This window comes from Mesorhizobium sp. P2_H9, from assembly GCF_056403215.1.
Genome location: NZ_JBFUFX010000002.1, coordinates 280,812 through 306,134, shown reverse-complemented (window position 1 = coordinate 306,134; position 25,323 = coordinate 280,812). Strand labels below are relative to the sequence as shown.

General features: G+C 62.4%; 22 protein-coding genes. 7 read left to right on the top strand and 15 right to left on the bottom strand.

The window, feature by feature from the left end:
- Positions 1–6: 6 nt before the first annotated feature.
- From AC1DXN_RS04490 to AC1DXN_RS04460, 7 genes are all read right to left on the bottom strand, one after another.
- Entirely contained in the window at positions 7–2,016 is a 2,010-nt protein-coding gene (locus AC1DXN_RS04490) for a beta-N-acetylhexosaminidase (protein WP_477272920.1), read from the bottom strand.
- 28 nt (positions 2,017–2,044) lie between these two features.
- Positions 2,045–2,521 carry a GNAT family N-acetyltransferase gene (locus AC1DXN_RS04485; protein ID WP_477272922.1) on the bottom strand — a complete coding sequence of 159 codons (477 nt, stop codon included), beginning with the start codon at positions 2,519–2,521 and terminating at the stop codon, positions 2,045–2,047.
- A gap of 21 nt (positions 2,522–2,542) precedes the next feature.
- On the bottom strand, positions 2,543–3,481 hold the full coding sequence (locus AC1DXN_RS04480; protein WP_477272924.1) for an ABC transporter ATP-binding protein: 939 nt from the start codon (positions 3,479–3,481) through the stop codon (positions 2,543–2,545).
- Positions 3,478–4,287, bottom strand: coding sequence for an ABC transporter ATP-binding protein (locus AC1DXN_RS04475; protein ID WP_477272926.1), 810 nt, complete (start codon positions 4,285–4,287; stop codon positions 3,478–3,480). The genes AC1DXN_RS04480 and AC1DXN_RS04475 overlap by 4 nt, the downstream gene beginning before the upstream one ends.
- A complete protein-coding gene (locus AC1DXN_RS04470) occupies positions 4,284–5,186 on the bottom strand; it encodes an ABC transporter permease (RefSeq protein ID WP_477272928.1) in 903 nt (300 codons plus the stop codon). The genes AC1DXN_RS04475 and AC1DXN_RS04470 overlap by 4 nt, the downstream gene beginning before the upstream one ends.
- Positions 5,183–6,166 (bottom strand): ABC transporter permease, encoded by a 984-nt coding sequence (locus tag AC1DXN_RS04465; RefSeq protein ID WP_477272930.1) that lies wholly within the window; start codon positions 6,164–6,166, stop codon positions 5,183–5,185. The genes AC1DXN_RS04470 and AC1DXN_RS04465 overlap by 4 nt, the downstream gene beginning before the upstream one ends.
- Positions 6,167–6,348: 182 nt before the next feature.
- A complete protein-coding gene (locus tag AC1DXN_RS04460) occupies positions 6,349–7,917 on the bottom strand; it encodes an ABC transporter substrate-binding protein (protein WP_477245909.1) in 1,569 nt (522 codons plus the stop codon).
- A 448-nt stretch (positions 7,918–8,365) separates the two neighbouring features.
- Here AC1DXN_RS04460 and AC1DXN_RS04455 point away from each other — a divergent pair, with 448 nt between their 5' ends.
- From AC1DXN_RS04455 to AC1DXN_RS04445, 3 genes are all read left to right on the top strand, one after another.
- On the top strand, positions 8,366–8,944 hold the full coding sequence (locus AC1DXN_RS04455; protein WP_477273397.1) for a TetR/AcrR family transcriptional regulator: 579 nt from the start codon (positions 8,366–8,368) through the stop codon (positions 8,942–8,944).
- A 46-nt stretch (positions 8,945–8,990) separates the two neighbouring features.
- A complete protein-coding gene (gene fabF, locus AC1DXN_RS04450) occupies positions 8,991–10,268 on the top strand; it encodes a beta-ketoacyl-ACP synthase II (protein ID WP_477272932.1) in 1,278 nt (425 codons plus the stop codon).
- Positions 10,269–10,362: 94 nt separating this feature from the next.
- Positions 10,363–11,178: an oxidoreductase gene (locus AC1DXN_RS04445; RefSeq protein ID WP_477272934.1), complete on the top strand. Its 816-nt coding sequence runs from the start codon at positions 10,363–10,365 to the stop codon at positions 11,176–11,178.
- A 126-nt stretch (positions 11,179–11,304) separates the two neighbouring features.
- Here AC1DXN_RS04445 and AC1DXN_RS04440 read toward each other — a convergent pair whose 3' ends face one another.
- The 8 genes from AC1DXN_RS04440 to AC1DXN_RS04405 all read right to left on the bottom strand — a co-directional run bounded on the left by AC1DXN_RS04440 (position 11,305) and on the right by AC1DXN_RS04405 (position 19,145).
- Entirely contained in the window at positions 11,305–12,087 is a 783-nt protein-coding gene (locus AC1DXN_RS04440) for an ABC transporter ATP-binding protein (RefSeq protein WP_477421471.1), read from the bottom strand.
- A 10-nt stretch (positions 12,088–12,097) separates the two neighbouring features.
- On the bottom strand, positions 12,098–12,865 hold the full coding sequence (locus AC1DXN_RS04435; RefSeq protein ID WP_477272938.1) for an ABC transporter permease: 768 nt from the start codon (positions 12,863–12,865) through the stop codon (positions 12,098–12,100).
- A 113-nt stretch (positions 12,866–12,978) separates the two neighbouring features.
- The gene (locus AC1DXN_RS04430) at positions 12,979–13,992 is read right to left on the bottom strand and encodes an ABC transporter substrate-binding protein (RefSeq protein WP_477272940.1); all 1,014 of its coding nucleotides are present in this window, start codon (positions 13,990–13,992) and stop codon (positions 12,979–12,981) included.
- 194 nt (positions 13,993–14,186) lie between these two features.
- Entirely contained in the window at positions 14,187–14,918 is a 732-nt protein-coding gene (gene hutC / locus AC1DXN_RS04425; RefSeq protein ID WP_477421492.1) for a histidine utilization repressor, read from the bottom strand.
- Positions 14,919–14,950: 32 nt separating this feature from the next.
- On the bottom strand, positions 14,951–15,976 hold the full coding sequence (locus AC1DXN_RS04420) for a zinc-dependent alcohol dehydrogenase (RefSeq protein WP_477272942.1): 1,026 nt from the start codon (positions 15,974–15,976) through the stop codon (positions 14,951–14,953).
- A gap of 9 nt (positions 15,977–15,985) precedes the next feature.
- Complete coding sequence (hisD, locus tag AC1DXN_RS04415) at positions 15,986–17,302, bottom strand: histidinol dehydrogenase (protein WP_477272944.1); 1,317 nt, start codon at positions 17,300–17,302, stop codon at positions 15,986–15,988.
- A gap of 131 nt (positions 17,303–17,433) precedes the next feature.
- Positions 17,434–18,207 (bottom strand): SDR family NAD(P)-dependent oxidoreductase, encoded by a 774-nt coding sequence (locus tag AC1DXN_RS04410; protein ID WP_477272946.1) that lies wholly within the window; start codon positions 18,205–18,207, stop codon positions 17,434–17,436.
- Between the two features lie 62 nt (positions 18,208–18,269).
- Entirely contained in the window at positions 18,270–19,145 is an 876-nt protein-coding gene (locus AC1DXN_RS04405) for an AraC family ligand binding domain-containing protein (RefSeq protein WP_477272948.1), read from the bottom strand.
- Positions 19,146–19,351: 206 nt separating this feature from the next.
- Between AC1DXN_RS04405 and melA the strand changes: the two genes are divergently transcribed.
- The 4 genes from melA to AC1DXN_RS04385 all read left to right on the top strand — a co-directional run bounded on the left by melA (position 19,352) and on the right by AC1DXN_RS04385 (position 25,314).
- Positions 19,352–20,818: an alpha-galactosidase gene (gene melA, locus AC1DXN_RS04400; protein WP_477272950.1), complete on the top strand. Its 1,467-nt coding sequence runs from the start codon at positions 19,352–19,354 to the stop codon at positions 20,816–20,818.
- Positions 20,819–20,930: 112 nt separating this feature from the next.
- On the top strand, positions 20,931–23,015 hold the full coding sequence (locus tag AC1DXN_RS04395; protein WP_477272952.1) for an ABC transporter substrate-binding protein: 2,085 nt from the start codon (positions 20,931–20,933) through the stop codon (positions 23,013–23,015).
- A 153-nt stretch (positions 23,016–23,168) separates the two neighbouring features.
- Complete coding sequence (locus tag AC1DXN_RS04390) at positions 23,169–24,176, top strand: ABC transporter permease (protein WP_477272954.1); 1,008 nt, start codon at positions 23,169–23,171, stop codon at positions 24,174–24,176.
- A 1-nt stretch (position 24,177) separates the two neighbouring features.
- Positions 24,178–25,314 (top strand): ABC transporter permease, encoded by a 1,137-nt coding sequence (locus AC1DXN_RS04385; RefSeq protein ID WP_477272956.1) that lies wholly within the window; start codon positions 24,178–24,180, stop codon positions 25,312–25,314.
- Positions 25,315–25,323 lie beyond the last annotated feature (9 nt).

Sequence of the window (25,323 nt, the reverse complement as noted above, 5' to 3'; positions counted from 1 at the left end):
GCTAGACTAGGATAGTCCGTAGAGCACAGGCATCAGCCCGGCGAGTGCGCTGAACCGTTCCCACGACTTTCGCTCCGGCACCGTCCAGCCGGTCTCGGCAAGGGCCGACAGCCTGGGAAAGACCAGCCTGTCGAAGACGGCGCGGTCGGTCATCGGTTCCGACCAGATGCAGCATTGCACGCCGAGGAAATGCTTTTTCTGCGCCGCGCTCCAGCCTGCCACCGGATCGAAGCTATAAAGCTTCTCGGGCGATGACCAGCCGGCCCAGGCAGCGCCCGGTTCAGACCATTCCTGGCTGTTGGCCATGTCGAGGTAGTAGACCTGTCCCGGATTGACGACGATGTCATAGCCTTCGCCGGCCAGGGCCGCCGAAACCTCGACGTTGCGCCAACCGTTCAGGTAGCACTTCGTCTTGTCGATGACGTTGCCATGCGCGGCTTCTTCCCAGCCGCCGGTGATGCACCCGCGGGAAGCAAGGAATGTTTGTATCCTTTTGAGGAACTGGGCTTGCAGCAGGGCAGCGCCCGAGCCGTCGATCTCGTCGGCGCCATGCGTGTTGGTGACCACGCCGAGCCGCTTGGCATGCGACTGCGCCAACCCCTCGCCGCCGAGTTCGGCAAGCCGCCGCAAGGCCTGTGGCGAGCCCGACCATGCGCCGATCGGCACTTCGTCGGCGCCGACATGGATGGCCCTGAACGGGAACAGTTCGATCATCTCGTCGAAGATCGTTTCGAGAACCTGGTAGGTTTCTTCGCGCGCCGGGTTGAGGCAGTTGTTGGGAAATCCCTGCACGGAAAAATACTGGCCGTGCTCGCCGGGATCGCGCAGCTCGGGCAATGCCTCGAGCATGGCGTAGCAGTGGCCGGGCACGTCGACCTCCGGCACCACTTCGATGCCGAACCGGCCGGCCAGCGCGACGATCTCGCGGATCACAGCCTTGGTGTAATAGCCGCCGGTCCTGCCGGGACCCGATCCCAGCAGCGACGGGATCGGCAGGCCGTGGCCGCGCCAGGCGCCGATGCTGGTCAGCTGCGGATAGGCTGATATCTCGACCCGCCACGCTTCATCGTCGGACAGATGCCAATGGAAGCGGTTGAGCTTGTTCCAGGCAAAAATGGCGAGGAATTGCTCGATCTCGGCCGAGGCGTAGAACTGTCGCGCCGTATCGAGATGGCAGCCGCGCCAGCCGAGCGACGGGTCATCACGGATTTCTCCCTGCGCCGGGAAGACAAAGGTTGCGGGATGCTGGCTGGCGCCGCGCAGGATCTGGCCGAGCGTGATCAGCCCGTAGAGAAACCCCGTGCGCGTTGCCGCCGAAATCGTCGCGGCACCGTCCGCAAAATCGATCGCATAGGCTTCCGGCCCGAACCCGTCCTTGCGGGACAGATTGACCGGGAAGCCGCCTTCTGCCGCAGGGCGCACAAGGCCTTCGACAGGGAACAGCCTGGTGCTGAGTTCGGCAAAGGCGGCCACCGCGGCCTTGGCCTCTTCGCCTTCTGGCCTCGGGTCGATGCCGGCTGGCGCGGGCAAGGCGCCGGACACTTCGACTTGGCGTGGCCAGGGGATCACTGAGATGGGGACTGGCGCCACGGCGGGCACCGGATAGGGCTCGGCGCCGCGCTTCAGCGGCGCGTTGTCGCCTTTGGCCTTCGTCGGCTCGACGGCGATGCGCTGGACGCTGCCATCAGCCAGCACGAGATAGGCGCCGGTGGCGCCATCCGTCCAGTGACGCAGCGGGTAACTGAGGCCGCGCGCCGTCAATGTCCAGGCCGCACCGGGTTCAAGCACGAAGCCGGCAGGTGGCGCAAACTCGGCATGGTTCGACACACGATTGACCAGTGTGGCGCCTTCCACTGCGGCGGCGGGGTCGACCCGCGCCGGGCCGCTGATGCAGAGCCGGAAATCCTGCAGGGCCCTGCTCGAAGCGTTGGTGAGTTTCAGCGAATAGGCCAGCGCCTGGCTGTCCGATGCGGGCGTCCAGAAGCTCTCCAGCCGCAGGGCAAGTGTCTCGGTCATGGCAATCTCATATGTAAGCGTGAAAAGATCAGTCGGCCGACTTCAGCAGGCCGGCATAGATGCCGGGCTCCGAATTGGGGATTTGCGTCGCGCCGACGGTGCGTTCGTAGAATTCGGACGGACCGACATCGCCGATGATGGCGTAGGCGTAGCCCATGGTCTTGAGGTCGAGCAGCGAAGCCAGCAGCAGCGCATGCCCGATGCCCTGGCCGCGCACCGCCTCGTCGACGCCGGTCGGGCCGAAAAAACCGCGGGCGATCGATTCATGGCAGGCAAAGCCGACCAGTTTTTCCCCCTTGGTGGCCAAGAAACAAGTCGGCGGCTGGCGCATCATGGAAACCGCCGTCTCGCCCGCCCAGCCGGAGCTGAACTTGCGCCGGACCCAGTCGGTGACCAGTTCGAGTTCCGGGGCGAGCGCGCGACGGATGGTGACGCCGGCATTGCGGACGCGCGCGTCGAGTTCCGGATCGGGAGCGAGAAGCGAGAGATTGACAAGATAGTCCATGAAAACCTTCCGGCGTGAATTTCAGGAAACAGCGCCCAACGCGCGGACGAAATGGTTCGGCCCGACCTGATCGACCACTGTCGACGTTGGCCGGCTCAAGCGGCGCACCTCCTCGGCGTGGCCGAGAAAACGGGCGCTGTCGCCGGCAATGAACGGCCGGTCGGGGTCCGGCACGGCGGAAAGCAGCAGCCGCGTATAGGGATGGCGGGCATCGCCGATCACGGCCCGTGTGTCGCCCCACTCAACCATCTGTCCCGCAAACATCACGATCACCTCTTCGGCGACATGGGCCGCGGTGGCGATGTCGTGGGTGATGTAGAGCAGCGCCAGCTGCCGCTCACGCTTGATGCGCGCCAGGAGATCGAGGATGCCGAGGCGGATCGAGACATCGAGCATCGAGGTCGGCTCATCGGCAACCAGCACCTCCGGCTGAACGGCGAGCGCGCGTGCGATGTTGACGCGCTGGCGCTGACCGCCCGAAAGCTCGTGCGGAAACTTGTGCGCTGTCAGCGCCGGCTCCAGCCCGACCCAGTCAAGCAGATCGGCAACGCCTTTCACTTGCTCGGCCTTGCTTTTGGCGTGGCCATGCAGCGCCAGCGGCCGGGCTAGGTGATGCTGCACCGAAAACACCGGATTGAGCGAGGCGAATGGGTCCTGGAACACCATCTGCACGGCACGGCGATAGGCCTTTTCGCCGGCCGCCGTGCCGGTTCGCGTCATGCTGTGGCCGCGGAAGAACATGTCGCCACCGGTTGGGGCATCCATGCGCGCGATGATGCGGGCGCACGTCGTCTTGCCGCAGCCAGACTCGCCAACCAATGCCAGCGCATGGCCACCCCGCAGCGACAGCGAGACACCGCGCAGTGCCTGCACGAGACCGAAGCTGCGCTCGATGCCATCCAGCCTGATGATCGGCTCGGCCTCGATCGTGGCAATTGGGGTCGTCGGCACGGCGTTCATATGGCCGCTTCCTTTGCCAGGCCTGGCAGTTGCGGGATCGCGCCCCAGAGTTTTCGCGTGTAGTCATGCGCCGGGGCGCGGCTGACCTGTCTGACATCGCCGACCTCGACCAGTTCGCCCTTCAGCATCACCCCGATGCGGTGGCAGAGTTGCGCCATCAGGTGCAGATCGTGGGTGATGAACAGCACCGAGAACCCGTAACCACGCTGCAGGTCGATCACCTGCTCGAGGATTTCACGCTGCACGACGACGTCGAGCGCCGTCGTCGGCTCGTCCATGATGATCAGTTCCGGCTTCAGCGCCAGACAGATGGCGATGACGATGCGCTGGCGCATGCCGCCTGAGAACTGGTGCGGATAGTCGCTGAGCCGACTGGCCGGGATGCCGACCAGCTTGAACATCTCTTCTGCCCGCGCCCGCGATTTTTCGCGCGATGAACCGGTATGCCGGCGCAGCACATCGTGGAACTGCGCCTCGACCCGCATCAGCGGATTGAGCGAATTCATCGCGCTCTGGAACACCATGCCGATGCGCCGCCAGCGCACCTCCTGCAGCTTGCTTTCCGATAGTTTCAGCAGGTCCTGGCCGTCGAGCAGGATTTCGCCGCCCGCCACCCAGGCCGGCGCCTTGGCGAGGCGCGTGATGGCATAGGCGATCGTGCTTTTGCCGCAGCCGGATTCACCGGCCAGCCCGAACAGCTCGCCGCGGCCGATGTCGAAGGATACGTTCTTGACCGCGCGAAAAGCCCCCTTGTCGAGCAGATAGTCGACGCTGAGGTCGCGGATTTGCAGCAGCGCCTCGCTCACCGTGCCGCCTCCAGCTCACGCTTGCGCAGACGGTTGAGGCGCAGCCAGCGGCTGAGCGCCGGGCCGGAGCGCAGCTGCGGGTTGGCGATCTCGTCGAAGGTAAAGTTCAAGAGCGCCAGGCCCAGCCCGACCAGCGCGATGCCGGCGGCCGGCGCACTGATGTCCCACCACGCACCGACGATGATGGCGGACGAATTCTGCGCATTGTAGAGCATCGTCCCCCAGGTGACGTTGAGCGGATCGCCGAAGCCGAGATATTCGAGCGTCGTCTGCGCCACGATGGCGTAGATGATCGAGCCGACGATGTTGATACCGATCAGCGGCACCAGATTGGGCAGGATCTCGACGAAAATGATCCGCCAAGCCGGCTCGCCGACCATGCGCGCGGCGGTCACGAACTCGCGGTTCCTGAGTGCCAGCGTCTGCGAACGCGTCATGCGCGCGCCCCACGGCCATGAGGTCAGCGCGATGATCATCATGATGGCGACGGGTCCGACCGTGCCGGCGAAAGAGGCAAGCAGGATTAGCAGCGGAATGTTGGGGATCACCAGCACCGCATTGGTGATCAGATCGAGCGTCGCGTCGGTGCGGCCGCCGAAATAACCGGCGACAAGCCCGATGATGGTGCCGAGCGCAGTGATGAACAGGCCGGTGGCGAAACCGACTGCCAGCGACGGGCGCGCGCCCCAGACGAATTGCGCATAGACGTCGCGGCCCATCTTCGTGGTGCCGAAATAATGCTCGACCGTCGGCGGCTGATGTGAGCGGCCGACGCGCTCGCCAGGATCGGTCGGCGCAAGGATCGGCGCGAACAACGCCATCAGGCAGAGCGCGGCGACGATGACCAGGCCGGCAACGGCCTTCTTCTGCCGCCACAAAAGTCGCCAACCAAAATTCATGCCCGCTCCTCCCTAGTGCGTGGATCGACGACCCCATAGAGAAGATCGACCAGAAGGTTGGCGCCGAGCGTCGCCATCGTCATTAGCAGCAGCTGGCCCTGGATGACCGGATAGTCGCGCGCGACGCTGGCGGTAAACAGTGTCAGCCCGAGGCCGGGATAGTTGAAGACGATCTCGGTGACGATCGAGCCGCCGAACACGGCGCCAAGCATCAGCGCGAGATTGGTCAGCACCGGCAGCATGGCGTTGCGCAACGCGTAGGAAAACATCACCATCGTCTCGCCGAGCCCCTTCGCTCGGCCCATGGTGACGTAGTCCTCGCCAAGCACCGATATCATCGAGGAGCGCGTCGTCGTCTGGAACTCGCCGATCAGATAGGGCGACAGCGTCAGCACCGGCATGATCGCGTGCCAGAAGACGCTGCCGAAAAAGGTGAAGTTCAATCCCGGGTCGAGGTCGGGATTGTAGGCATAGCCCACCGGGAACCAGCGCAGCGTCACGCCAAAGGTGAACAAGGTCGCCAGTCCGATGATGACCGGAGGGATCGCGATCAGCACGACAGAAAACGGCGAGACGAACGCATCGAAGCGTCCGCCCCGCCGCCAGGCTGCCACTGCGCCGAGGGAGACTCCAACGCAGAGGGAAAAGATGATCGCCGTGGTAACCAGGAAGGCGGTCCAGCCGGCGGAGCGAGCCAGAACCTGGGTGACGGTCTGCGGGTAGTATTTCACCGACACGCCGAGATCGAACCTGGCGAGGCCGGTGATGTAATCGACGAACTGCCCCAGCATCGGCTGTTCGACGGCGCCGAAGCGGGCCTTGATCGCTTCGATCGCCGCCGGTGTCGCGCGCGGCCCGAGTTGCGCGATCATGCCGTCGACCGGACTTCCCGGCATCAGCCGGGGGACAGTGAAATTCATGACGATGGCGAACAGGAAAGCGACGAAATAGACCCCGAGTCGTCGAAGAGGAATCCGCATTCACCTGTCCTTATGCTCGGTTTGCCTTCTCTTCCTGTGGAAGAAGGCGACGGATGGAAGGGGGACGACGGCTGCTTCGTCCAGCACCGTCGTCCGACCTCGCGGCGTCTGTCCCTGCTGCTCGCCAAAAGGCGGGGCTGGGACGCCCCCTCCCCTCAGGGAAAAAGGGCGCTTGCCCCAGACTATTGCACGGGCTTCAGGCGCAGCAAATGCATCAGCCGCAGGCGGTTGTTGTCGTGGTTTTCAGGGTTCATCACCGGCTCGTCCTTGGTCACCCAGCCGGTGAAGCGCTTGGTCGAATACTGGTACCAGGTCGGTCCGTTGAACACCGGCACCACCGGAAAGTTGTCGGCGATGAGGACTTGCACCTGATCGAACAGTTTTTTGCGCTCGTCGTCGGTGGTCGCCTTGCGGTAGGCGTCGAAGACCTTGTCCAGTTCCGGATTGGAATAGCGCGACGGTGCGCTGGTGATACGGCCGGCAAAGGCCGTCGACAGCGACTGGTAGTAGCCGCGGAACGGTGTCGGCCCGTCGGCGCGCGAGTTCATGACCGCATCGAACGAACCGTCGAGAATCTGCTTTTGCCATTGCTCATATTCCGGCGTCGCCACCGAGGCATTGATGCCGGCCTTGCGCAGGCCTTCGGTGGCGATCTGAACGGCGTCGATCCAGTCGGTCCAGCCATTGGGAACGATGATCGAGAACGCGATCGGCTCGCCCTTCGGCGTGGTGCGCATGCCGTCGGCGCCCTTCTTGTAGCCGGCGTCGTCAAGCACCTTGTTGGCCTTGTCGACGTCGTAGGTCATCCAGACGTCCTTGTCGCCTTCGGCTGCCTTGTTGCGCCAGGCGTCGAAACGCGGCGGCAGACCGCTGGCGTGCAGATTGACCACCGGATAGCCGAAGCCGGCAATATCGACCATCGCCGTGCGATCCATGACCAGGCTGAAGGCATGACGGAAATTGATGTCGTTGAAGGCTTCGGCCAGCGCCGGCTTGGCGGTCTTGAAATTCATCTGGAAAGCGATGGTTTCCGCCGGCGGCTGCCAGTAGCCATTGTGCTCCTTGTCGAGCGCGACATAGGTCTTGTCGATCTCGGGCAGGAACGAGCCGATCCAGTCCATCGACCCCTCCGGCAACAGCGCCAGCATCTGGTCGTTGCCGGCGATCTGCGGCAGCTTCAGGCAGTCGACATGCAGCGAGGCGGCATCCCAGTAGTTGGGATTGCGGCACTGTTCATAGACCTGCGGGGTGAAGCGGCGGATCTCCGTCATCGGACCCGATCCCACAGGCTTCTCGTTCTTGAAGGCGAGCGGATCGGCGACATCCTTCCAGATGTGCTCCGGCACTACGGGGAAATCGGCCATCGATTCCGGAAAATGCGTGTCGATGTCCTTCAGCGTGATCTTGACTTCGGTCGGCGACGGCGCTTCGACCGAGGCGACGCTGCTGCCGACACCGACAGTGTCGACCGCCGGGTTCTTCAGCATCAGGTCGAGGGTGAATTTCATGTCGGCTGAGGTCAGCGGCTGGCCGTCGGACCATTTGACGCCGTCGCGCAGCGTGTAGGTGATCGATTTCAAATCGTCGGAGAATTTGTAACCCGTCGCCAGCCGGTAGATCGGCTTGCCGCTGTCATAGTCGTTGAAGATGACCAGCGGCTCGTAGACGAAATCCATGGTGCTCTGACGGCGGCCGCCGAGATCGAACGGGTTGAAATTCTGCACCCAGCTTGTCTGCTCCTCGATGTGCATGGCGAGCACCGATTCGGCGGATGCCGATCGCACGACGAAGGGAAAAATCGTGGCGATGGTCGCGGCGACGAGCGCCGTGCCGATCAACAGCCGCCGGCGTGAAATCGCCGTCGACAGGTCTTGCTGGTAACGCAGATTCGGGTCTGGCAGCTTGGCGGTCATGCTTCATTTCCCCTTGGTTGATTGCCGTTCCGCCTCTTCGGGCGAATAAGATAAATCAATTTGATTTAATCCTAAGTGGGAAACGGTGCCGACGTCAACGGCTCTGTTCAGGAATGCGCGTTGAGGTACCCAGAACCGCTGGTAGCCCAGGGCTGGCATACATGCCGGTGGTGCGAAATTGCGTTGGGTTGAGGCCCTGCGGATCGCCTCTTATCTCCTCTTGATAGATTGCGTTCGTCATCTATATAGGTATAGATTGCGAACGAACTCTAAATGGAGACTGACGATGCGTGTGAGTCGTAGTCAGGCCGCGGAAAACCGCGAAACCGTAATCAACGTCGCAAGCCGCCTTTTTCGGGACCGCGGCTTTGACGGCATCGGCCTCAAGGATCTGATGAAGGGTGCCGGGCTGACCCAAGGCGCCTTTTACAAGCAATTCGCGTCAAAGGAGGATCTGGCTGCGCAGGCGTCCAGGCGGGCGATGGAGAGCGCCACCCACCGATGGTCGGACGCAACTGCGGCGAACCCCGAGGATCCGCTGGGCGCGGTGATCGGATTCTACCTCAGTATGGGCCATCGCGGAGAAAAGATGGACGGCTGCCCGGTCGTTGCGCTCGGCTCGGATGCTGCCAGGCAGGGCGCCGAGGTGAAGGCGTCATTCGAAGCCGGGATCAAGGATTACCTTGAGATGCTCGGTAGCTGGGTTGGCGAGGCCAGCGGCGAGGAGACTGGCGGCAAGGCCATGGCCATTCTCTCGACAATGGTCGGCGCGGTGCTCCTCTCGCGGGTCGTCAACGATCCCGACCTTGCGCAAGCTTTTCTGGATGCTGGGACCAATCAGGTTCGCGAAGCAGTCGCCGCTTGAGCGGTGCCGGTAGCGCTGTCGGTGCACCCAAGTGATAGGAGAAGAGATGCGACGGATTGTTGTTACAGGCATGGGAGCGGTCACGCCGCTTGCTGCCAATGTCGAAGCGTCCTGGTCGCGCCTATTGGCCGGTCGGTCGGGCATCCGCAGGCTTCCGGACGATGTGGTGGGAGACCTGCCGGCGAAGATTGGCGGCGTGGTTCCCTCCGCAGATGAAGATCCGGACGCCGGTTTCGATCCCGATGTCATCCTGTCTGCGAAGGATCAGCGCAAGGTAGACCGGTTCATTGTCTTTGCGCTGGCTGCGGCGGAAGAGGCGCTTGCGCAGGCGAAATGGAAGCCTGTCTTGGAAACGGATCGCCTGCGCACAGCAACGATCATTGCCTCAGGGGTTGGCGGCTTCCCCGCCATCACCGAGGCGGTGCGCACGGTAGACCTGCGTGGCGTCCGCCGCCTGTCGCCCTTTACGGTGCCGTCCTTCCTCGTGAATCTTGCGGCGGGCCACATCTCGATCCGTCATGGCTTCAAAGGCCCATTGGGCGCACCGGTGACGGCGTGCGCGGCCGGCATCCAGGCGATCGGCGACGCGGCACGTCTTATCCGCGCCAATGAAGCTGATATTGCCGTATGCGGTGGCACGGAAGCATGCGTGAATATCGTCAGCCTCGGTGGGTTTGCCGCGGCACGCTCTCTTTCGACCTCCTTTAATCACCGTCCTGATGAGGCCTCCCGACCGTTCGACAAGTCGCGCGACGGCTTCGTCATGGGCGAAGGAGCGGGCGTGCTGGTCATCGAGGAGTTGAGCCACGCGCTGGCGCGCGGCGCAAAACCGCTTGCCGAGCTCGTCGGCTACGGGACGACCGCGGATGCTCATCACGTCACTTCCGGTCCCGAGGATGGCGGCGGTGCGCGCCGAGCCATGGAGATCGCCATTGCGCAAGCAGGGATTTCGCCGCGCGAGGTTCGTCATCTCAATGCGCATGCGACCTCCACGCCGGTCGGCGACCTGGGTGAGATCGAAGCGATCAAGAGCGTATTCGGGCGCGATTTAGCGATAGCCGTCAGCGCAACGAAGTCGGCGACCGGGCACCTGCTCGGAGCGGCCGGCGGGCTTGGTGCCATCTTCGCGATCCTGGCGCTCAGGGATCAGATCGCCCCGCCGACCCTTAACCTGAGCGCTCCCGATCAGGCCGGCGACGGCATCGACTTCGTCGCAAACGAGCCCCGGCCAATGGCGATGGAGTACGCGATCTCCAATGGCTTCGGCTTTGGCGGTGTGAATGCCAGCGCCTTGTTCGGGCGCTTGAACCACCCCGTGGCCTGACGCGAGCGCCAGAGGCAGTCAGGACTGACGCCTTATGCTCCGACCTTTCATGCTTCTCCCACTCCGATCCAACGCAAAGAAAGAAATGATTTCGATGAATAAGACCAATCCTGGCGTCGCCCTCGTCACGGGGGCATCCTCCGGCATCGGGCGCGCGACGGCCAACACCTTACTGAACGCAGGCTTTCGCGTGTTCGGAACCAGCCGTCGTACGGCCTCCAAACAATCCGACGGCGTTACCATGCTGACCTGCGACGTGACCGACGACGCGTCCGTTGCGAAAATGGTCGATGACGTTCTGGCCAAGGCCGGACGCATCGACCTGCTTGTCAACAATGCCGGCATGGGTCTGTTTGGCGCCGCGGAGGAGTCCTCGACCGCCCAGGCTCAGGCGCTGTTCGAAGTGAATGTCTTCGGCGTATTGCGCGTGACCAACGCGGTGTTGCCGGCAATGCGACGCCAAGGGACGGGCAGAATCGTCAATTTGAGTTCGGTACAGGGGTTCATTCCCGCTCCCTATTTCGCGCTTTACGCGTCGACCAAACATGCCATCGAGGGTTATTCCGAATCGCTCGATCACGAATTGCGCCCGTTCGGCATTCGCGTTTCGTTGGTGGAGCCCGCCTATACCCGCACCTCATTCGAGGACAATCTCGCCGCCCCCGACCAGTTGCTTGATATTTATGACTCCGCGCGCGCTGGCATGACTGTAGCCGTGCGGAAAGCGATGGAAACAGGCGATGCGCCCGAAGTGGTAGCTGAGACCATTTTGGCGGCTGCGACCGATCCCGCGCCCAAGAGGCGCTATGCGGCGGGCAAAATCGCGCGCCGGGTCAGTTTCTTGCGCCGTTTCGTCCCGGCGTCCGCATTCGACAAAAGCCTGCGAAAGCAGCTCGGGCTGCCGGTCTGACGATTTCGGCTGCGGCGCTCTCCCGCTGCCATTGCTTCCATCGAACGGAGAAGCGTGTCCCAGGCGCCCTGGTCGCCGGCTGACATTTTCGACGAGAATGCGCAGCCAACGCTCAACCGCCGCCGGCTACGCCATCTCGGGACGTTTTGACGCCTCGCGGATCGCCTTGTGCACACCGCGCTGAAGATCCATGAACGCCGGCGTTTCCATGACCTCTTCGCGGCGTGGGCGTTCAATGTCGACATTGAAGGTCTGGGTGATGCGTCCGGGACCAATGCCCATGACGACGATCCGGTCCGAGAGATAGACGGCCTCCTCGACGTCATGGGTGACGAACAGCACCGTCAGCCTGTGTTCTTCCCAGATCTGGGTSAGSAGTTCCTGCATCTGRTGCCGGGTCAATGCATCCAGCGCGCCAAAGGGCTCGTCCATCAGCAGCATYTTSGGKCGATAGGASAGSGCGCGGGCRATGGCRACRCGCTGCTTCATGCCGCCTGAAAGTTCGGAGGGATAGCGATCGGCGCTGTGCGGCAGCTTGACCAGTTCGAGATGCTCGAGCGCGATCCGCCGGCAGGTCGCACGGTCATGGCCGGCGGCCTTGAGGGCAAACTCGATGTTCTGCTGCGCCGTCAGCCAGGGAAGCAGCGTGTAGGACTGGAAGACGACGCCGCGATCGAGCCCGGGCTGGAGGATCGGCGCACCGTCGATGGCAAGCTCGCCGGCGTCAAAATCCTGCAGTCCGGCGACGATCGAAAGCAGCGTGCTCTTRCCGCAGCCCGAKGTGCCSACSAGCGAGACGAATTCGTTGTCGGCRAGRTCGAGAYTGATGTCGCGCAGCACTTCCGTACGCCGTTCCCCCGAGCCAAAACTCTTGTGGAGGCCTCCGATGTGCAATTTGGGAACACTCATCGGCTGCATCTCATTGCGATTGGCCATCCTGCCGGAACAGCACTTTCTCAAGCGCCTTCATGACTTGGTCTGTAACCAGCCCGAGCACGCCCAGCAGCAGGATGTAGCCGATGATGGTGTTGGTCTGGAAATAGCGCTGCGACACGGTGATGCGATAGCCGAGGCCGGAGGTCGCCGCGACGAGTTCCGCCAGCACAAGCCATGTCCAGGCCCAGCCGAGGCTGATGCGCAGCGTGTCCCAAATGCCCGGCAAGGCACTCGGCACCACGATGCGGGTCAGGATCTTGCGATCCGGCAGGCCGAGTGTCCGCCCAAGGCCGATGAAATCCTTCGGAACCCGCTTCACATTGTCCATGATCATCAAGACCTGCTGAAAGAAGGTGCCGATGAAGATGATCAGGAATTTCTGCGTGTCTCCCGTACCCGCCCAGAGGATGGACAAGGGCACGAAAGCGACCACCGGCATGTAGCGGATGAAATCCACCAGCGGCTCGACCGCTGCTTCCCACGACCTGAAACTGCCGATCAGCACGCCGATCGGGATTGCCAGGGCCGAGGCAATCAAGAATCCGATGGAGATACGGTACATCGACGCTTTGAGGTCGATCCACAGCGTGCCGTCGCCGGCGAGCTTGGCGAGCTGGCTTGCCACACTGCCGGGCGATGGCAGGAAGATCGCTTTCACCGCCCCAAGGCTCGTCGCTGCCCACCAGGCAAGACCGAGCCCAATGAACACCACAACGGCAATCATCACGAAGCGCGACCGGGCGATGGGCACGCCGATCCCCGAGGATCGGCGGCGCGCCGGCGCGCGTTTCGTGACTGGCTCCGAAGGCGGGCTCGTGGTCACAGCACGCTCCTCGGCCGTTTCGTTGCCACGTCAGGCCTTCGTCACTCAGCCGCCTTGACGAAAGCCGGATCGATCATCTGCTCGGGCGTCACATCGGCCTGAAGCAGCTTGGCGTTCTTGGCGGCGGCTTCGACATCGGCAAAGGTCTTGGTCGAGAAATCACCGGTCAATGCCGTCTTGTTTTCGGCGAGCGAATAGTAACGCACGCCGTCAAACGCCGTGTTGAGATCTTCGACGCTCGAACCGACAGCCTTGGAGATGATGGCGCGGCCACCAGGCGTATCGGCGGTGTAGTCCTTCAGGGCTGCATCCCAGGTCTTGATCATGGCCAGCACCTGCCCCGGGCGCGACTTGATCACCTCATCGCGCACCACCAGCACGTCGCTGATCAGGCCGGGATCCTCTCCGGCGGTGAAGATCAGTTTGAAGTCCTTGTTCTGAGCCATGGCCACGGTGAGATAGGGCTCATAGGTGACCGCGACCGGAACCTGACCGGCGATCAGCGCGCCGCCTGCATCGGACGCCGGCATCGGCACCGGCACGATATCGTCGATGGACATGCCGTTTTTGGCCAGCGCATATTTGAGCAGGATATCGCTCGTCGTGCCTTCCTCGAAGGCGACCTGCTTGCCCTTGAGATCCTTGACCGACGTGATGTCCTTGCCGGCGATCATCGCGTCGGCCGTCATCGAGACATCGAGCAGCAGCACGATTTTCACCGGCAGGCCGGCGGCAACCATACCCATCGCCGTGTGGGTCGCGATGTTGGCTGCATCAAGCTGGCCGCTCGCCAGGGCAGCGTTGATATCCTTGTCCTGGGCGAAGTTCACGATTTGGACGTCCGCCAGCCCGTTTGCCTTGAACAGGTCCTTGGCCTCGGCGATATGCCACTGGCCATATCCAAGCCACGGTTCGATGCCGATCTTGAATGAACCCGCCTCGGGCGTGGTGGGAATGGTCGCATCTGCCGCATTTGCGGCCTGGCTGGCGGCGATGCCGATGGCCGCAGCCATGAACAGCGCGCGAAATTGTCCTGTGAGGTTACGCATCGTCATTGTTCCCCTTGATGCCGGATCACTTCTTCAACAAAGCACCGGTCTGGTGAGAAGGCGGGTTCTGCTCTCGCGGCTCTTGCCCTGGCGTTTTTCCGCAGCCTTCATGGAAGTGCAGCGGCATTTCAACGTCGGCGAAAGCCGTTGTCAAGAAGTAAAACTACATACATGCATATACAAGCCATGGCTTCTCCTGGTCAGGCATTTTTGGAAGGAGAATAGCGGCTGCCGAGGGTGTAACGGCTGCCCGCATAGGTCAGTTTGCTGATCGTCGCCACCACGGCGCCGGTCCATGTGCGGCGATGCAGAAAGAGGCAGCAATCGCCGACCTCGATGCCCAGATGCAGCGCGGTCTCAGTATCCGCCGGGATGGCCGAGATGATGTGCTCGACCTCGGTCACCGGGGTTTTCTGCATGAGGTAGTCGTACGTCGYCGTCTTCGTGAAATCCTGCTTGTCATAGTCGGGGATGAGGCTCGGATTGACGAAGCGCTCTTCGACTTGCACGGGCAGGTCGTTCTCGAAATTGACAACGACGGAATGGTAGACGGCAACCCGTTTGGCCATCTCGAAGGAAAGCATCAGTTCCTTTGCCGGCATGATGGTTTCGAGGACGAGCACTTCGGAACGGTGCTTGTTGCCGCGCCCGACAATCTCCGCCGCTATGTTGTTGATCTCCAGCAGGGCCGACTGCGGCCGCGGCGGCGCAATGAACGTTCCAACGCCCTGAATGCGGACCAGAAATCCGGCCGACGTCAGCTCCCTCAAGGCCCGATGGATGGTCATCCTGGAAACGCCGAGCGATGCCACGAGTTCGTTTTCGGACGGCAGCTTGCGGTCCTTGCTCCATCGCCCGGTGCCGATGTTGGTCAGGATGTAGTCCTTCACCTTTTCGTAGAGCGGGCTCGCCGTATTGGGCAAGGTGTTCATCTTCAAAGTCCTTTCCGGCAATCTGTCGAAAGTCATGCGCCCTCTGCAGGTTGCTGCATCCGGATGATCGTTTTCAAGCCATTGGCTCGCCCCGCTAACAACCGCTCGTAGGCAGCGGGCACGTCATCGAGGCCGACCTCGCGGTCGATCAACTCGATCAGGGGCTGCGTCAGTTCGCCGAGCATCGCAATGGCGTCGGGAAGCTCGTCCGCAAACGCATGGCAGCCCAGCAATGTGATTTCCCGTTCAACCAGAGTGTTGGGATCGATATCGAGACGGCCATGGAATATGCCGACCATTGCCACCGCGCCGCCCGGATCGAGAACACCCAGCAGTTGCTCGAGTACGGCGATGCTGCCTGTCGCTTCGACAGCGGCGAGCAAGGGGGTATACGCCGTGGCCGCGGCGATGGCTTCGCGGTTCAGCGCGACAGGCACGGCGCCGGTGACTCGCGCCACCAGCGCGCAGCGGCTCGGGTTGCGGTCGGTGACCAGAATGGTCCCCTGAAATGTTCGGGAGAGCAGCAAGGCAACGAGACCGCCGATAGGGCCGCAACCGGTGACGAGGACGGAACCTCCGTTTTTAGGCAGGCGCCGCACGGCATGCAAAGCCACCGCAAGCGGCTCGGCCATTGCCGCAACCCGCTCGTCAAGGGCGGCATCGACGATGTGCAGGAGACGGGCGGGCAAGACGGCCTCTTCGGCGAAGCCGCCATCGCAGACTTCACCGACAAATCCAAGCGAGCTGCAGTGCTGCCTGCGCCCCGCTCTGCACTCAGCACAGTCTCCGCACCAGAAGCGCGAGTCGGCGACGACCCTGTCGCCGACGGCGAGCGTGTCCACGCCCTCCCCGACCGCTGTCACCTCGCCTGTCAGTTCATGCCCCGCCGTGGACGGAGATCGGCTTATCCACTGGCCCGTCCGGAAATTGTGCAGGTCCGAGCCGCAAATGCCCGCGGCCGTGACCTTCAGCTTCACCCAGCCCGCATCGGGATCGCTTGGTGCCGCGATGTCTTCGACGCGCAAGTCACCGGGTCCATGCAGGCGTACGGCTTTCATGGCGACCCCTTAGAGATAGCGGTTGCGGATCTCTGAAATCGCGTTTTCGTGGGAACTGAAACCCTCGTAGCGGGCCAGCTTGCGCGCATGCCCGGCGAGTTCCGGATAGGCTGCCGAGGTAACATAGCCGACGGACGAGCGCTTGACGAAATCCGTCACCGAAAGCGGCCCGTAGGTTCGCGCCCAGCGGCTGGTCGGCAGCACCGCATTGGGTCCGAGGACAAAGTTGGCGAGCGTCACCGGCGTGTGCGGCCCCATCAGGATTTCGGCCGCTTCGGTGATCTGCCCAAGGTGCGCAAACGGCTCCTTCGACAGGATCTCGAGGTGCTCGGGCGCATAGTCGTTGATGAAGCGGTAGCTGTCTTCCAATGACGCCGTCAGCACGATGCCGCCGCGCTTTCCGGTCAGCACTGCACGCGAAAATTCGACACGCTGCTCGGTCATCCGCGACCAGTGTTCCGGAATGGCGGCAAGGGCGGCTTCAGCAACCTTGCGGCTATGCGTGACGATATAGGCCGATGAATCGGGCCCATGCTCGGCCTCGATCAAAAGGTCGAGGGCAGCAAGGCCGCCGTCGATGCTGTCGTCGACAAAGATGATCGCTTCGGAGGGGCCGGCCGGAAGACCGGTGTTGATGACCGAGGACAACAAGCTCTTTGCCGCAACCACCCACGGGCTGCCAGGACCGACGATCTTGACAGCTGGCTTCACCGTCTCGGTGCCATAAGCGACTGCGGCGACAGCCTGGGCGCCGCCGCATTTGTAGACGGTCTCGACGCCGGCAAGGCGCGCGGCGACCAGTGTTGCGGCGTCCACGGAGCCATCCGATGTCGGCGGCGTCACGATCGCGATCTGCGGCACCCCGGCGATCACGGCGGGAACCGAGGTCATCATCGTCACCGATGGAAAGGCACCCTTGCCGCGTGGCACGTAAAGCGCAACCGAAGCGATCGGCGTGTATCGGTCGCCGGCATAGGCGCCTGGCCGAACCTCCTTCAGCCACATCGGTTCCGGCCGCTGCTCCAGGTGGAAACTCCGGATGTTGCCGATACCGTATTTGATGCTCTCGATGACGTCCTTTTCGACCGTGTCGAACGCAGCATCGAACTCGGCCTCCGAGACCTTCAGCTCACCTTCGGCCACACTGGCCTTGTCGAACTCCCTGGCGAAGCGGATCAGCGCCGCATCGCCTTCGTCCCTGACCGACTGGATGATCGGCCGGACCTTCTCGACGAAAGTCGACAGATCGCCTTCGGCTCGCTTCAGCAAATCGGCCCGCTGCGCAGCATCCATCGACGACAGATCGTGAAAGCTGATGTCAGACATGGGTGTTCCTTCTCCTGGAAAATATCAACATGCCGACAGCGGCTCTCGCAAAGTATGTACAACCACATACAAGATGCCAAGTTGATTCTCGCTGTCCGGCCCCGCGCCGCAGCGCGGCTGACGTCAGCCGGTCATATCGACGCCAGAAAACCGCCATCGACCGGAATCGACTGTCCGGTTATGTAGCCAGCAGCATCGGACGCCAGGAACACGGCGACCCCATGCAGGTCGGCGACATCGCCAAAGCGTCTCTGCGGTATCTTGGCAAGCATTGCCCGCTGCCAGGTCTCGTCGCTGTAAAAGACATCGGTCATTGCCGTCCGGAAATATCCGGGCGCGATGGCGTTGACGCGGATGCCGAGCTCCGCCCATTCCGCCGCCAGAGCACGCGTCATGCCGAGCAGGCCCGATTTCGACGAACCGTATGGCACCGCCGTCGGCACGCCGACTTCGGATGTCAGCGAGCAGAGATTGATGATGACGCCTGGTCGCCCCGCCTCTCTCATATGGCGGGCGGCAGCCTGGGCGCAGAAGAACGCGCCCTTGAGATTGGTGTCGACGATCCTGTCCCACAGGGCTTCCTCAACCTCGAGTGAAGGCCGGACCTCTTCCACGCCGGCATTGTTGACGAGGATGTCGAGCCCACCGAGCAAGTGGGCTGCCTCCGCCACGGCGCTCCTGCAGCTACCGACATCAACGACGTCAAGCGCCAGCGCATGCGCGATCCCACCGGCTTGATGTATGGCCGCAATCGTCTCGTCGAGGGATGGCAAGGCACGCGCGGTGACCGCGACGTCGGCGCCGGCAGCACTCAAAGCCTCGGCAATACTGCGCCCAATGCCGCGACTGGCGCCGGTAACCAGCGCCTTTTTACCGGAAAGGTCAAAAAGAGAAGCATTACGCATGTGAGTCCATCCCCTCGGTGCCGTCTTCCGATGCGCCGGCCCATTCGCCGTCTCGCGACCATCTAACGGTGGTTTCCCACGCTGGCATACATGCCGGTGGTGCGAAATTGCGTCGGGTTGATGCCGTACAGGCGGCGGAAGACTTTCGAAAAATAGTTGGCATCTTCGAAGCCGCACATGATGGCCACTTCCTTCACCGGCAGGAAGTCGGCCTTCGTCAGCAATTTCGCCGCACGCTGCAGCCGCTGCTGCAGCACGAATTCGGCCGGCGGCAGGCCCTCGCTCTCGGCGAAGCAGCGCGAGAAATGCGCGCGGCTGAGCCCGCTGATCCCCGCCAGATCGTCGACCGACAGCGGCCTGTCGAGATTGGCCTTGATGTGATCGATCACCGGCTGCATGGGGCTTTTCTCGTCGGTGAAGGCATGCGAGCCGAACACATCGTCATAGAGCGCCATCGCCGCCTCGTAGGCGACGGCGGACGCGGCTCCGGGCGAGGCCGCGCCCTTGACCAGGCGCACGCTGCAGTCTGCGAGATGATCGATCGTCGACGGCTGCAACCGCAGCACCGGGCCGACGGCGGCAAGGACCAGCTTGTGGATGCGCAGCGCCTCATCGCCGTTCATCGATATCCAGAAATATTCCCAGCGCTCGCCCTTGGCCAGCCAGTACCGGTGATTGTGCGGCACCAGCACCAGCAGCGTGTCGCCCTTTTGCAGGCGGTAGTTGCGGTTCTCGTAGCGCAGCCGGCCAGTGCCGCTGATTGTGTGCTGAAGCACGGTAAACGGCGTCTGGCCGCGCTTGCGTCCATCCCAGTCGTAGATCTCGTTCTCGCGCACTTCGTAGCCGGCGCTGGTCGGCATGGTGTGCAGGCGCTGACGGCCGCGCGGCAGCGAGACGGTTCTGGCCGATGGTCCGGTGTCGATCAGGTCGCGCAGCACAAAATTACCCCTGAAAGCACAATCCTTCTCTGGTCGCATTCCTCAATAGGCGCATAATCCCTCCCGAAAGCATAAGAAGCCGCGGTCGAGGAGCGGTCAGGAGGAGACGCCGGATTCCCGTTTGTCGTGGCTCTATGCCGCGGCATGTGGATCAAATTTCCTTTTGCCGCCCTTACCTAACATTTCGGCAGGATCGAGGTGAAGTGATGAGTTTCAAAATCGCCATCATCGGCGCGGGCAGCGTCGGCTTCACTAAGAAGCTGTTTACCGACATTCTGTGCGTTCCGGAATTCAGGGATGTCGAATTCGCGCTGACCGACCTTAGCCAGCACAATCTCGGAATGATCAAGGAGATCCTCGACAGGGTCGTCGAATTCAACAAATTGCCGACCAGGGTCACGGCGACAACCGATCGCCGCGCTGCCCTCGAGGGGGCTCGCTATATCATCAGCTGCGTGCGCGTCGGTGGCCTCGAAGCCTATGCCGACGACATCCGAATCCCGTTGAAATATGGCATCGACCAGTGCGTCGGCGATACGATCTGCGCCGGCGGCATTCTTTACGGCCAGCGCAACATCCCGGTCATTCTCGACTTCTGCAAGGACATCCGCGAACTCGCCGAGCGCGGGGCGAAATTCCTCAACTATGCCAACCCGATGGCGATGAACACCTGGGCGGCGATCGAGTATGGCAAGGTGGATACCGTTGGCCTCTGCCATGGCGTCCAGCACGGCGCCGAGCAGATCGCCGAAGTGCTGGGTGCCAAATCGCACAGCGAACTCGACTATGTCTGCTCCGGCATCAACCATCAGACCTGGTTCATCGACCTGCGGCTCAACGGCCGCAAGATCGGCAAGGACGAGTTGGTCGCGGCTTTCGAGGCGCATCCGGTTTTTTCGCAGCAGGAAAAGCTGCGTATCGATGTCCTGAAGCGCTTCGGCGTCTATTCGACCGAAAGCAACGGCCACCTTTCCGAATATCTGCCCTGGTACCGCAAGCGGCCAGACGAAATCACCCGCTGGATCGACATGTCGGATTGGATCCATGGCGAAACCGGTGGCTACCTTCGCCACTCCACGGAAACGCGCAACTGGTTCGAAACGGAATTTCCGCAATTTCTCGAATCCGCCGCCAGGCCGATCGATCCTTCCAAGCGCTCCAACGAGCATGCGAGCCACATTCTGGAAGCGCTGGAGACCAACCGCGTCTATCGCGGCCATTTCAACGTCAAGAACAATGGCGTCATCGCCAACCTGCCGCAGGACGCGATCATCGAGTCGCCGGGCTTTGTCGATCGCTTCGGCATCAACATGGCTTCGGGCATCACGCTGCCGGAAGCCTGCGCCGCCACCTGCATTTCCTCGATCAATGTCCAGCGCATGTCGGTTCATGCGGCGATATCAGGCGATATCGACCTTTTGAAACTGGCGGTCCTGCACGACCCGCTGGTCGGCGCCGTCTCGACGCCGGAAGAAGTCTGGCAAATGGTCGATGAGATGGTCGTCGCCCAGGCCAACTGGCTGCCGCAATACGCCCATGCCATTCCGGCCGCGAAGGAGCGGCTTTCGAGATCCAGAGTCAAGACCCGCGAATGGGCAGGTGCCGCACGCCGCGACGTCCGCTCGATCGAGGAGCTGCGCGTCGAAAAAGCCGCCCTCAAACAGGCCGTCTGAGCGACAGGCAGAACGGATCACGGCTGATTTTCGGAGGAGATCCTCGGCCGCATATCTCGAGGAGCAATGGAGTGGCGCAAGCGCTCCGAAACAACAACAGGGAGGAGAGACGATGACGAGTTTCCGAAACATTGGCATTCTTGCTGGGCTGGCGCTGAGCGTGTCCGCCGCGGCGTTGAATGCGCACGCATCCGAACCGACGGTGCCGCCGGCGCCCGCACAATTCCCCGCCGAAGGAAAAATCACCTATGTGGCGCGCGACTCCATCCTGGAGTTCAAGGCGCTGCCCGAATACCACGAGCCCGATTGGGTCACGCAGAAATACGTCAAATCAGGCGCGTTGCCGCCGGTCAAGGATCGGCTGCCGAAGGAGCCGCTGGTTTTCAAGACCGCCAACATGCAGGACGGCATCGGCGTCTACGGCGATACGATGCGCCATGTCATCGGCGGCCGGCCGGAAGGCTGGAACTACGGTGCCGGCCAGACGCAAGGCTGGGGCGGCATCGATATCGGCCTTTCCGAATGCCTGACGCGCACCGCGCCACTGTTCCAGGTCGAGGCCAAGGACACCGAGCCGCTGCCGAACCTGGCCAAAAGCTGGGACTGGTCGAAGGACGGCCACAAACTGACGATGCACCTGGTCGAGGGCGCCAAATGGTCTGACGGTGTCGCCTTCAATGCCGACGACGTCATGTTCTACTGGGATGACGAGGTCGTCGACCCGAATGTGTCGCCGCTCAACGGCGCCACCCCCGAAACCTTCGGCGTCGGCACGACGCTGAAGAAGATCGACGACTACACCGTCGAGTGGACCTTCAAGGAAGCCTTCCCGAAGCAATATCTCTATGCCATGGCCTACGGCACCTTCTGCCCCGGCCCCGCGCATATCTTGAAGCCGCACCACCCGAAATATTCGAAGAACACCTACGAGCAGTTCAAGAACGCCTTCCCGCCGGAATATATGAACATGCCGGTGATGGGCGCCTGGGTGCCGGTTGAATACCGGCCCGACGACATTATCGTGCTGCGGCGCAATCCCTACTATTGGAAGGTCGACGAGAAGGGCAACCAGCTGCCTTACCTCAATGAGCTTCACTACAAGCTCTCGACCTGGGCAGACCGCGACGTCCAGGCCGTGGCAGGCGCCGCCGATTTCTCGAATCTCGAGCAGCCTGAAAACTTCGTCGCCTCGCTGAAGCGTGCGGCGGAAAAGGACGCACCGGCCCGCCTCGCCTTCGGCCCGCGTCTGATCGGCTACAATTTGCGCATGAATTTCTCCGCCAATGGCTGGGGCAATCCGGATGAGCGGGGGCAAGCGGTCCGCGAGCTGAACCGCAACGAGGACTTCCGCAAGGCCGTCACCATGGCACTCGACCGCAAGGCGCTCGGCGACTCGCTGGTCAAGGGTCCGTTCACCGCGATCTATCCGGGCGGCCTGTCCTCGGGCACGAGCTTCTATGATCGGGACTCGACTGTCTACTATCCATTCGATCTCGAAGGCGCCAAGGCCGAGCTTGCCAAGGCCGGCCTGAAGGATACGGATGGCGACGGTTTCGTGAACTTCCCGGCCGGCACCGCCGGCGGCAAGAACGTCGAGATCGTGATGCTGGTCAACAACGACTACACCACCGACAAGAGCCTCGCAGAGGGCGTCGTCGGCCAGATGGAAAAGCTTGGCCTGCGCGTTGTCCTCAACGGGCTTGACGGTATCCAGCGCGACGCCTCCAACTATTCCGGCCGCTTCGACTGGCTGGTACGGCGTAACGACCAGGAGCTCACCTCCGTCGTGCAGAACACCGAGCAGCTGGCCCCTGTCGGCCCGAAGACCAGCTGGAACCATCGCGCTCCGGAAAGCGGCCAGGTCGATCTGATGCCGTTCGAGAAGGACCTCGTCGACATCGTCAACAAGTTCGTCTCGACGCAGGACAATGACGAGCGCGCCAGCCTGATGAAGCAGTTCCAGAAGATCTCGACGGAGCACGTCTACACTGTCGGCCTGACGGAATATCCGGGGGCGCTGATCATCAACAAGCGCTTCTCCAACATCCTGCAAGGCACGCCGATCTTCATGTTCAACTGGGCCGAAGACTCGATCATCCGGGAACGTGTCTGGGTCGCCGCGGACAAGCAGGGCAAGTATGAGCTGTTCCCCGAACAACTGCCCGGCAAGCCCGGAGACAAGGGTCCGATGAACTAACCAGAAACTTAAGGCGCGCCGCACTGCGACGCGCTTTAAGATCCTCCCAGACGAAAAGACCTTCCGGCCGCGCCGCGAGCGCGGCCGGACAAAAAAGAAACCGCCGGCTGCACCCACGAGGAGCAACTGCTGCAAAGCGAAGCGAACCGTCAAATGTTACGATTCCTGCTCGTGCGCATAGCCTCCGCCATACCGGTGCTGGTCATCCTGAGCGCGGTGACTTTTGCCATCATCCAGGCACCGCCGGGCGATTATGCGGATTACATTCGCTCCCAGCTCATCAATCAGGGTGGCGCCTCCTTCGCCGAGGCCGACGCGCAGGCGCAAGCCTACCGGGTCGAGCACGGGCTCGATAAGCCGATGCTGGTCCAGTATTTCAACTGGATCGGCGGCATCGTCACCCACGGCGATTTCGGCTACAGCCTCTACTACAACAAGCCGGTTGCCGATGTGGTCGGTGAGCGCTTGCCGCGCACCTTGCTGCTGGCTCTTGTGTGCCACATCCTGGCCTCCGTGCTCGGCATCGGTTTCGGCATCTGGGCGGCGACCAGACAGTATAGCTGGATCGACAGCGCGCTTTCGACCGTCGCCTTCCTCGGCATGACGGTGCCGCGCTTCCTGATGGCGCTGATCATCGTCTATCTCCTGGTTTTCAAGTTCAACGTGTCCGAGATCGGCAGCTTCTTCTCGCCGCAATATGGCGGGGCGCCATGGTCTTGGGCCAAATTCGCCGATCTCGTCAAACATGTCTGGCCGGTCGTTGCGATCGCAACTTTTGGCGGGCTCGCCTACAATATGCGCGTCATGCGCGGCAATCTGCTCGACACGCTGAATGCCCAGTATGTCGAAACGGCCCGCGCCAAGGGCCTGAGCGGCGCCGCAGTCGTCATGCGCCATGCGGTGCCGAATGCGCTGCATCCGCTTGTCATGTACCAGGGCGTGGTGCTGCCCTACATGCTGACAGGCGAGATCGAGACGGCGATCATCTTTGCGCTGCCGACCGTCGGGCCGGCGATCGTCGGCTCGATGGCGGTCGGCGACGTCTATGTCACCGCCACCTTCATGATGGTGCTGTCGGCGACACTGATCGTCGGCAACATCATCGCCGACATGCTGCTGGTCCTGCTCGACCCCCGCGTCCGCCAGTATGCGGGGGCTTGAGATGCTTGCGATCGATCCCTCCCTGCCGCCGCCCGTCGAAGAACCCGTCACGACGAGACCGTCGCATGGCAACGAAAGCTATATGGCGCTCGTCTGGCGTCGGCTGAAGCGATCCTGGACCGGCATGGCCGGGCTGATCCTGGTTGTATTTCTGGTGCTGATGGCGGTGTTCGCCGATTTCTTCGCCCCCATGGACCCCAAGGTGACCGATGTCGGTTTCGCGCCACCGCAAATGATGAGCTTCCACGACAAGGACGGCAATTTCGTCTTCCAGCCGCGTGTCTATGCGCTGGCCGATTCCGAAGAGCTTGACCCGGTCACCTTCCAGCCGGTCGTAGGACCGGACTATGACCACCCGCGCCTGCTCGGTTTCTTCGTCAAGGGCGCGGACTACAGGCTCCTTGGCCTGATCCCTGCCAACCGGCACTTCTTCGGCTCGACCGACGGCCTTCCGGTGCATTTCCTCGGCACCGACAAATTCGGCCGCGATGTGCTGGCCCGCGCCATCTATGGTTCGCGCATCTCCTTGATGATCGCGCTGACCGTGGTCTTCATCGTCACCGTGATCGGCACCACTGTCGGCATGGTTTCGGGCTATTTCGGTGGTGTGTTCGATGTCTGGGTGCAACGCTTCGTCGAACTGGTGCTCGCTTTTCCGCAATTGCCGCTCTACCTGGCGCTGACATCGCTGGTCCCGGTGACGGCGCCGACCAACGTCTTCCTGGCCTTTGTGATCATCGTCATGTCGGCACTCGGCTGGGCGCAGATGTCGCGCGAAGTCCGCGGCAAGACGCTGGCGCTGGCCCGGATCGACTATGTCCGTGCCGCGATCGCCGTCGGCGCCACCGACCGTCGCATCATCATGCAGCACATTTTCCCGAACGTAATGAGCCACGTCATCGTTGCCGTCACCTTGGCGATCCCGAGTGTCGTGCTGCTCGAATCGTTCCTGGGCTTCCTCGGTTTCGCGGTGAAGCCGCCGCTGATCTCCTGGGGGCTAATGCTGCAGGACACCGCGACCTATTCGGTCATCGGCACCTATCCCTGGATACTTGCGCCCGTCGGCTTCGTGCTCGTCACCGTCTTCGCGTTCAACGCGCTTGGCGATGGGCTGCGCGATGCAGTGGATCCTTATTGAGGTGATGTG

Bases quoted from the DNA above. Each gene is read 5' to 3' on its own strand.
- AC1DXN_RS04490 (WP_477272920.1), bottom strand. From the start codon at position 2,016: ATGACCGAGACACTTGCCCTGCGGCTGGAGAGCTTCTGGACGCCCGCA.
- AC1DXN_RS04485 (WP_477272922.1), bottom strand. From the start codon at position 2,521: ATGGACTATCTTGTCAATCTCTCGCTTCTCGCTCCCGATCCGGAACTC.
- AC1DXN_RS04480 (WP_477272924.1), bottom strand. From the start codon at position 3,481: ATGAACGCCGTGCCGACGACCCCAATTGCCACGATCGAGGCCGAGCCG.
- AC1DXN_RS04470 (WP_477272928.1), bottom strand. From the start codon at position 5,186: ATGAATTTTGGTTGGCGACTTTTGTGGCGGCAGAAGAAGGCCGTTGCC.
- AC1DXN_RS04465 (WP_477272930.1), bottom strand. From the start codon at position 6,166: ATGCGGATTCCTCTTCGACGACTCGGGGTCTATTTCGTCGCTTTCCTG.
- AC1DXN_RS04460 (WP_477245909.1), bottom strand. From the start codon at position 7,917: ATGCACATCGAGGAGCAGACAAGCTGGGTGCAGAATTTCAACCCGTTC.
- AC1DXN_RS04455 (WP_477273397.1), top strand. From the start codon at position 8,366: ATGCGTGTGAGTCGTAGTCAGGCCGCGGAAAACCGCGAAACCGTAATC.
- fabF (WP_477272932.1), top strand. From the start codon at position 8,991: ATGCGACGGATTGTTGTTACAGGCATGGGAGCGGTCACGCCGCTTGCT.
- AC1DXN_RS04445 (WP_477272934.1), top strand. From the start codon at position 10,363: ATGAATAAGACCAATCCTGGCGTCGCCCTCGTCACGGGGGCATCCTCC.
- AC1DXN_RS04430 (WP_477272940.1), bottom strand. From the start codon at position 13,992: ATGACGATGCGTAACCTCACAGGACAATTTCGCGCGCTGTTCATGGCT.
- AC1DXN_RS04420 (WP_477272942.1), bottom strand. From the start codon at position 15,976: ATGAAAGCCGTACGCCTGCATGGACCCGGTGACTTGCGCGTCGAAGAC.
- hisD (WP_477272944.1), bottom strand. From the start codon at position 17,302: ATGTCTGACATCAGCTTTCACGATCTGTCGTCGATGGATGCTGCGCAG.
- AC1DXN_RS04410 (WP_477272946.1), bottom strand. From the start codon at position 18,207: ATGCGTAATGCTTCTCTTTTTGACCTTTCCGGTAAAAAGGCGCTGGTT.
- melA (WP_477272950.1), top strand. From the start codon at position 19,352: ATGAGTTTCAAAATCGCCATCATCGGCGCGGGCAGCGTCGGCTTCACT.
- AC1DXN_RS04395 (WP_477272952.1), top strand. From the start codon at position 20,931: ATGACGAGTTTCCGAAACATTGGCATTCTTGCTGGGCTGGCGCTGAGC.
- AC1DXN_RS04390 (WP_477272954.1), top strand. From the start codon at position 23,169: ATGTTACGATTCCTGCTCGTGCGCATAGCCTCCGCCATACCGGTGCTG.
- AC1DXN_RS04385 (WP_477272956.1), top strand. From the start codon at position 24,178: ATGCTTGCGATCGATCCCTCCCTGCCGCCGCCCGTCGAAGAACCCGTC.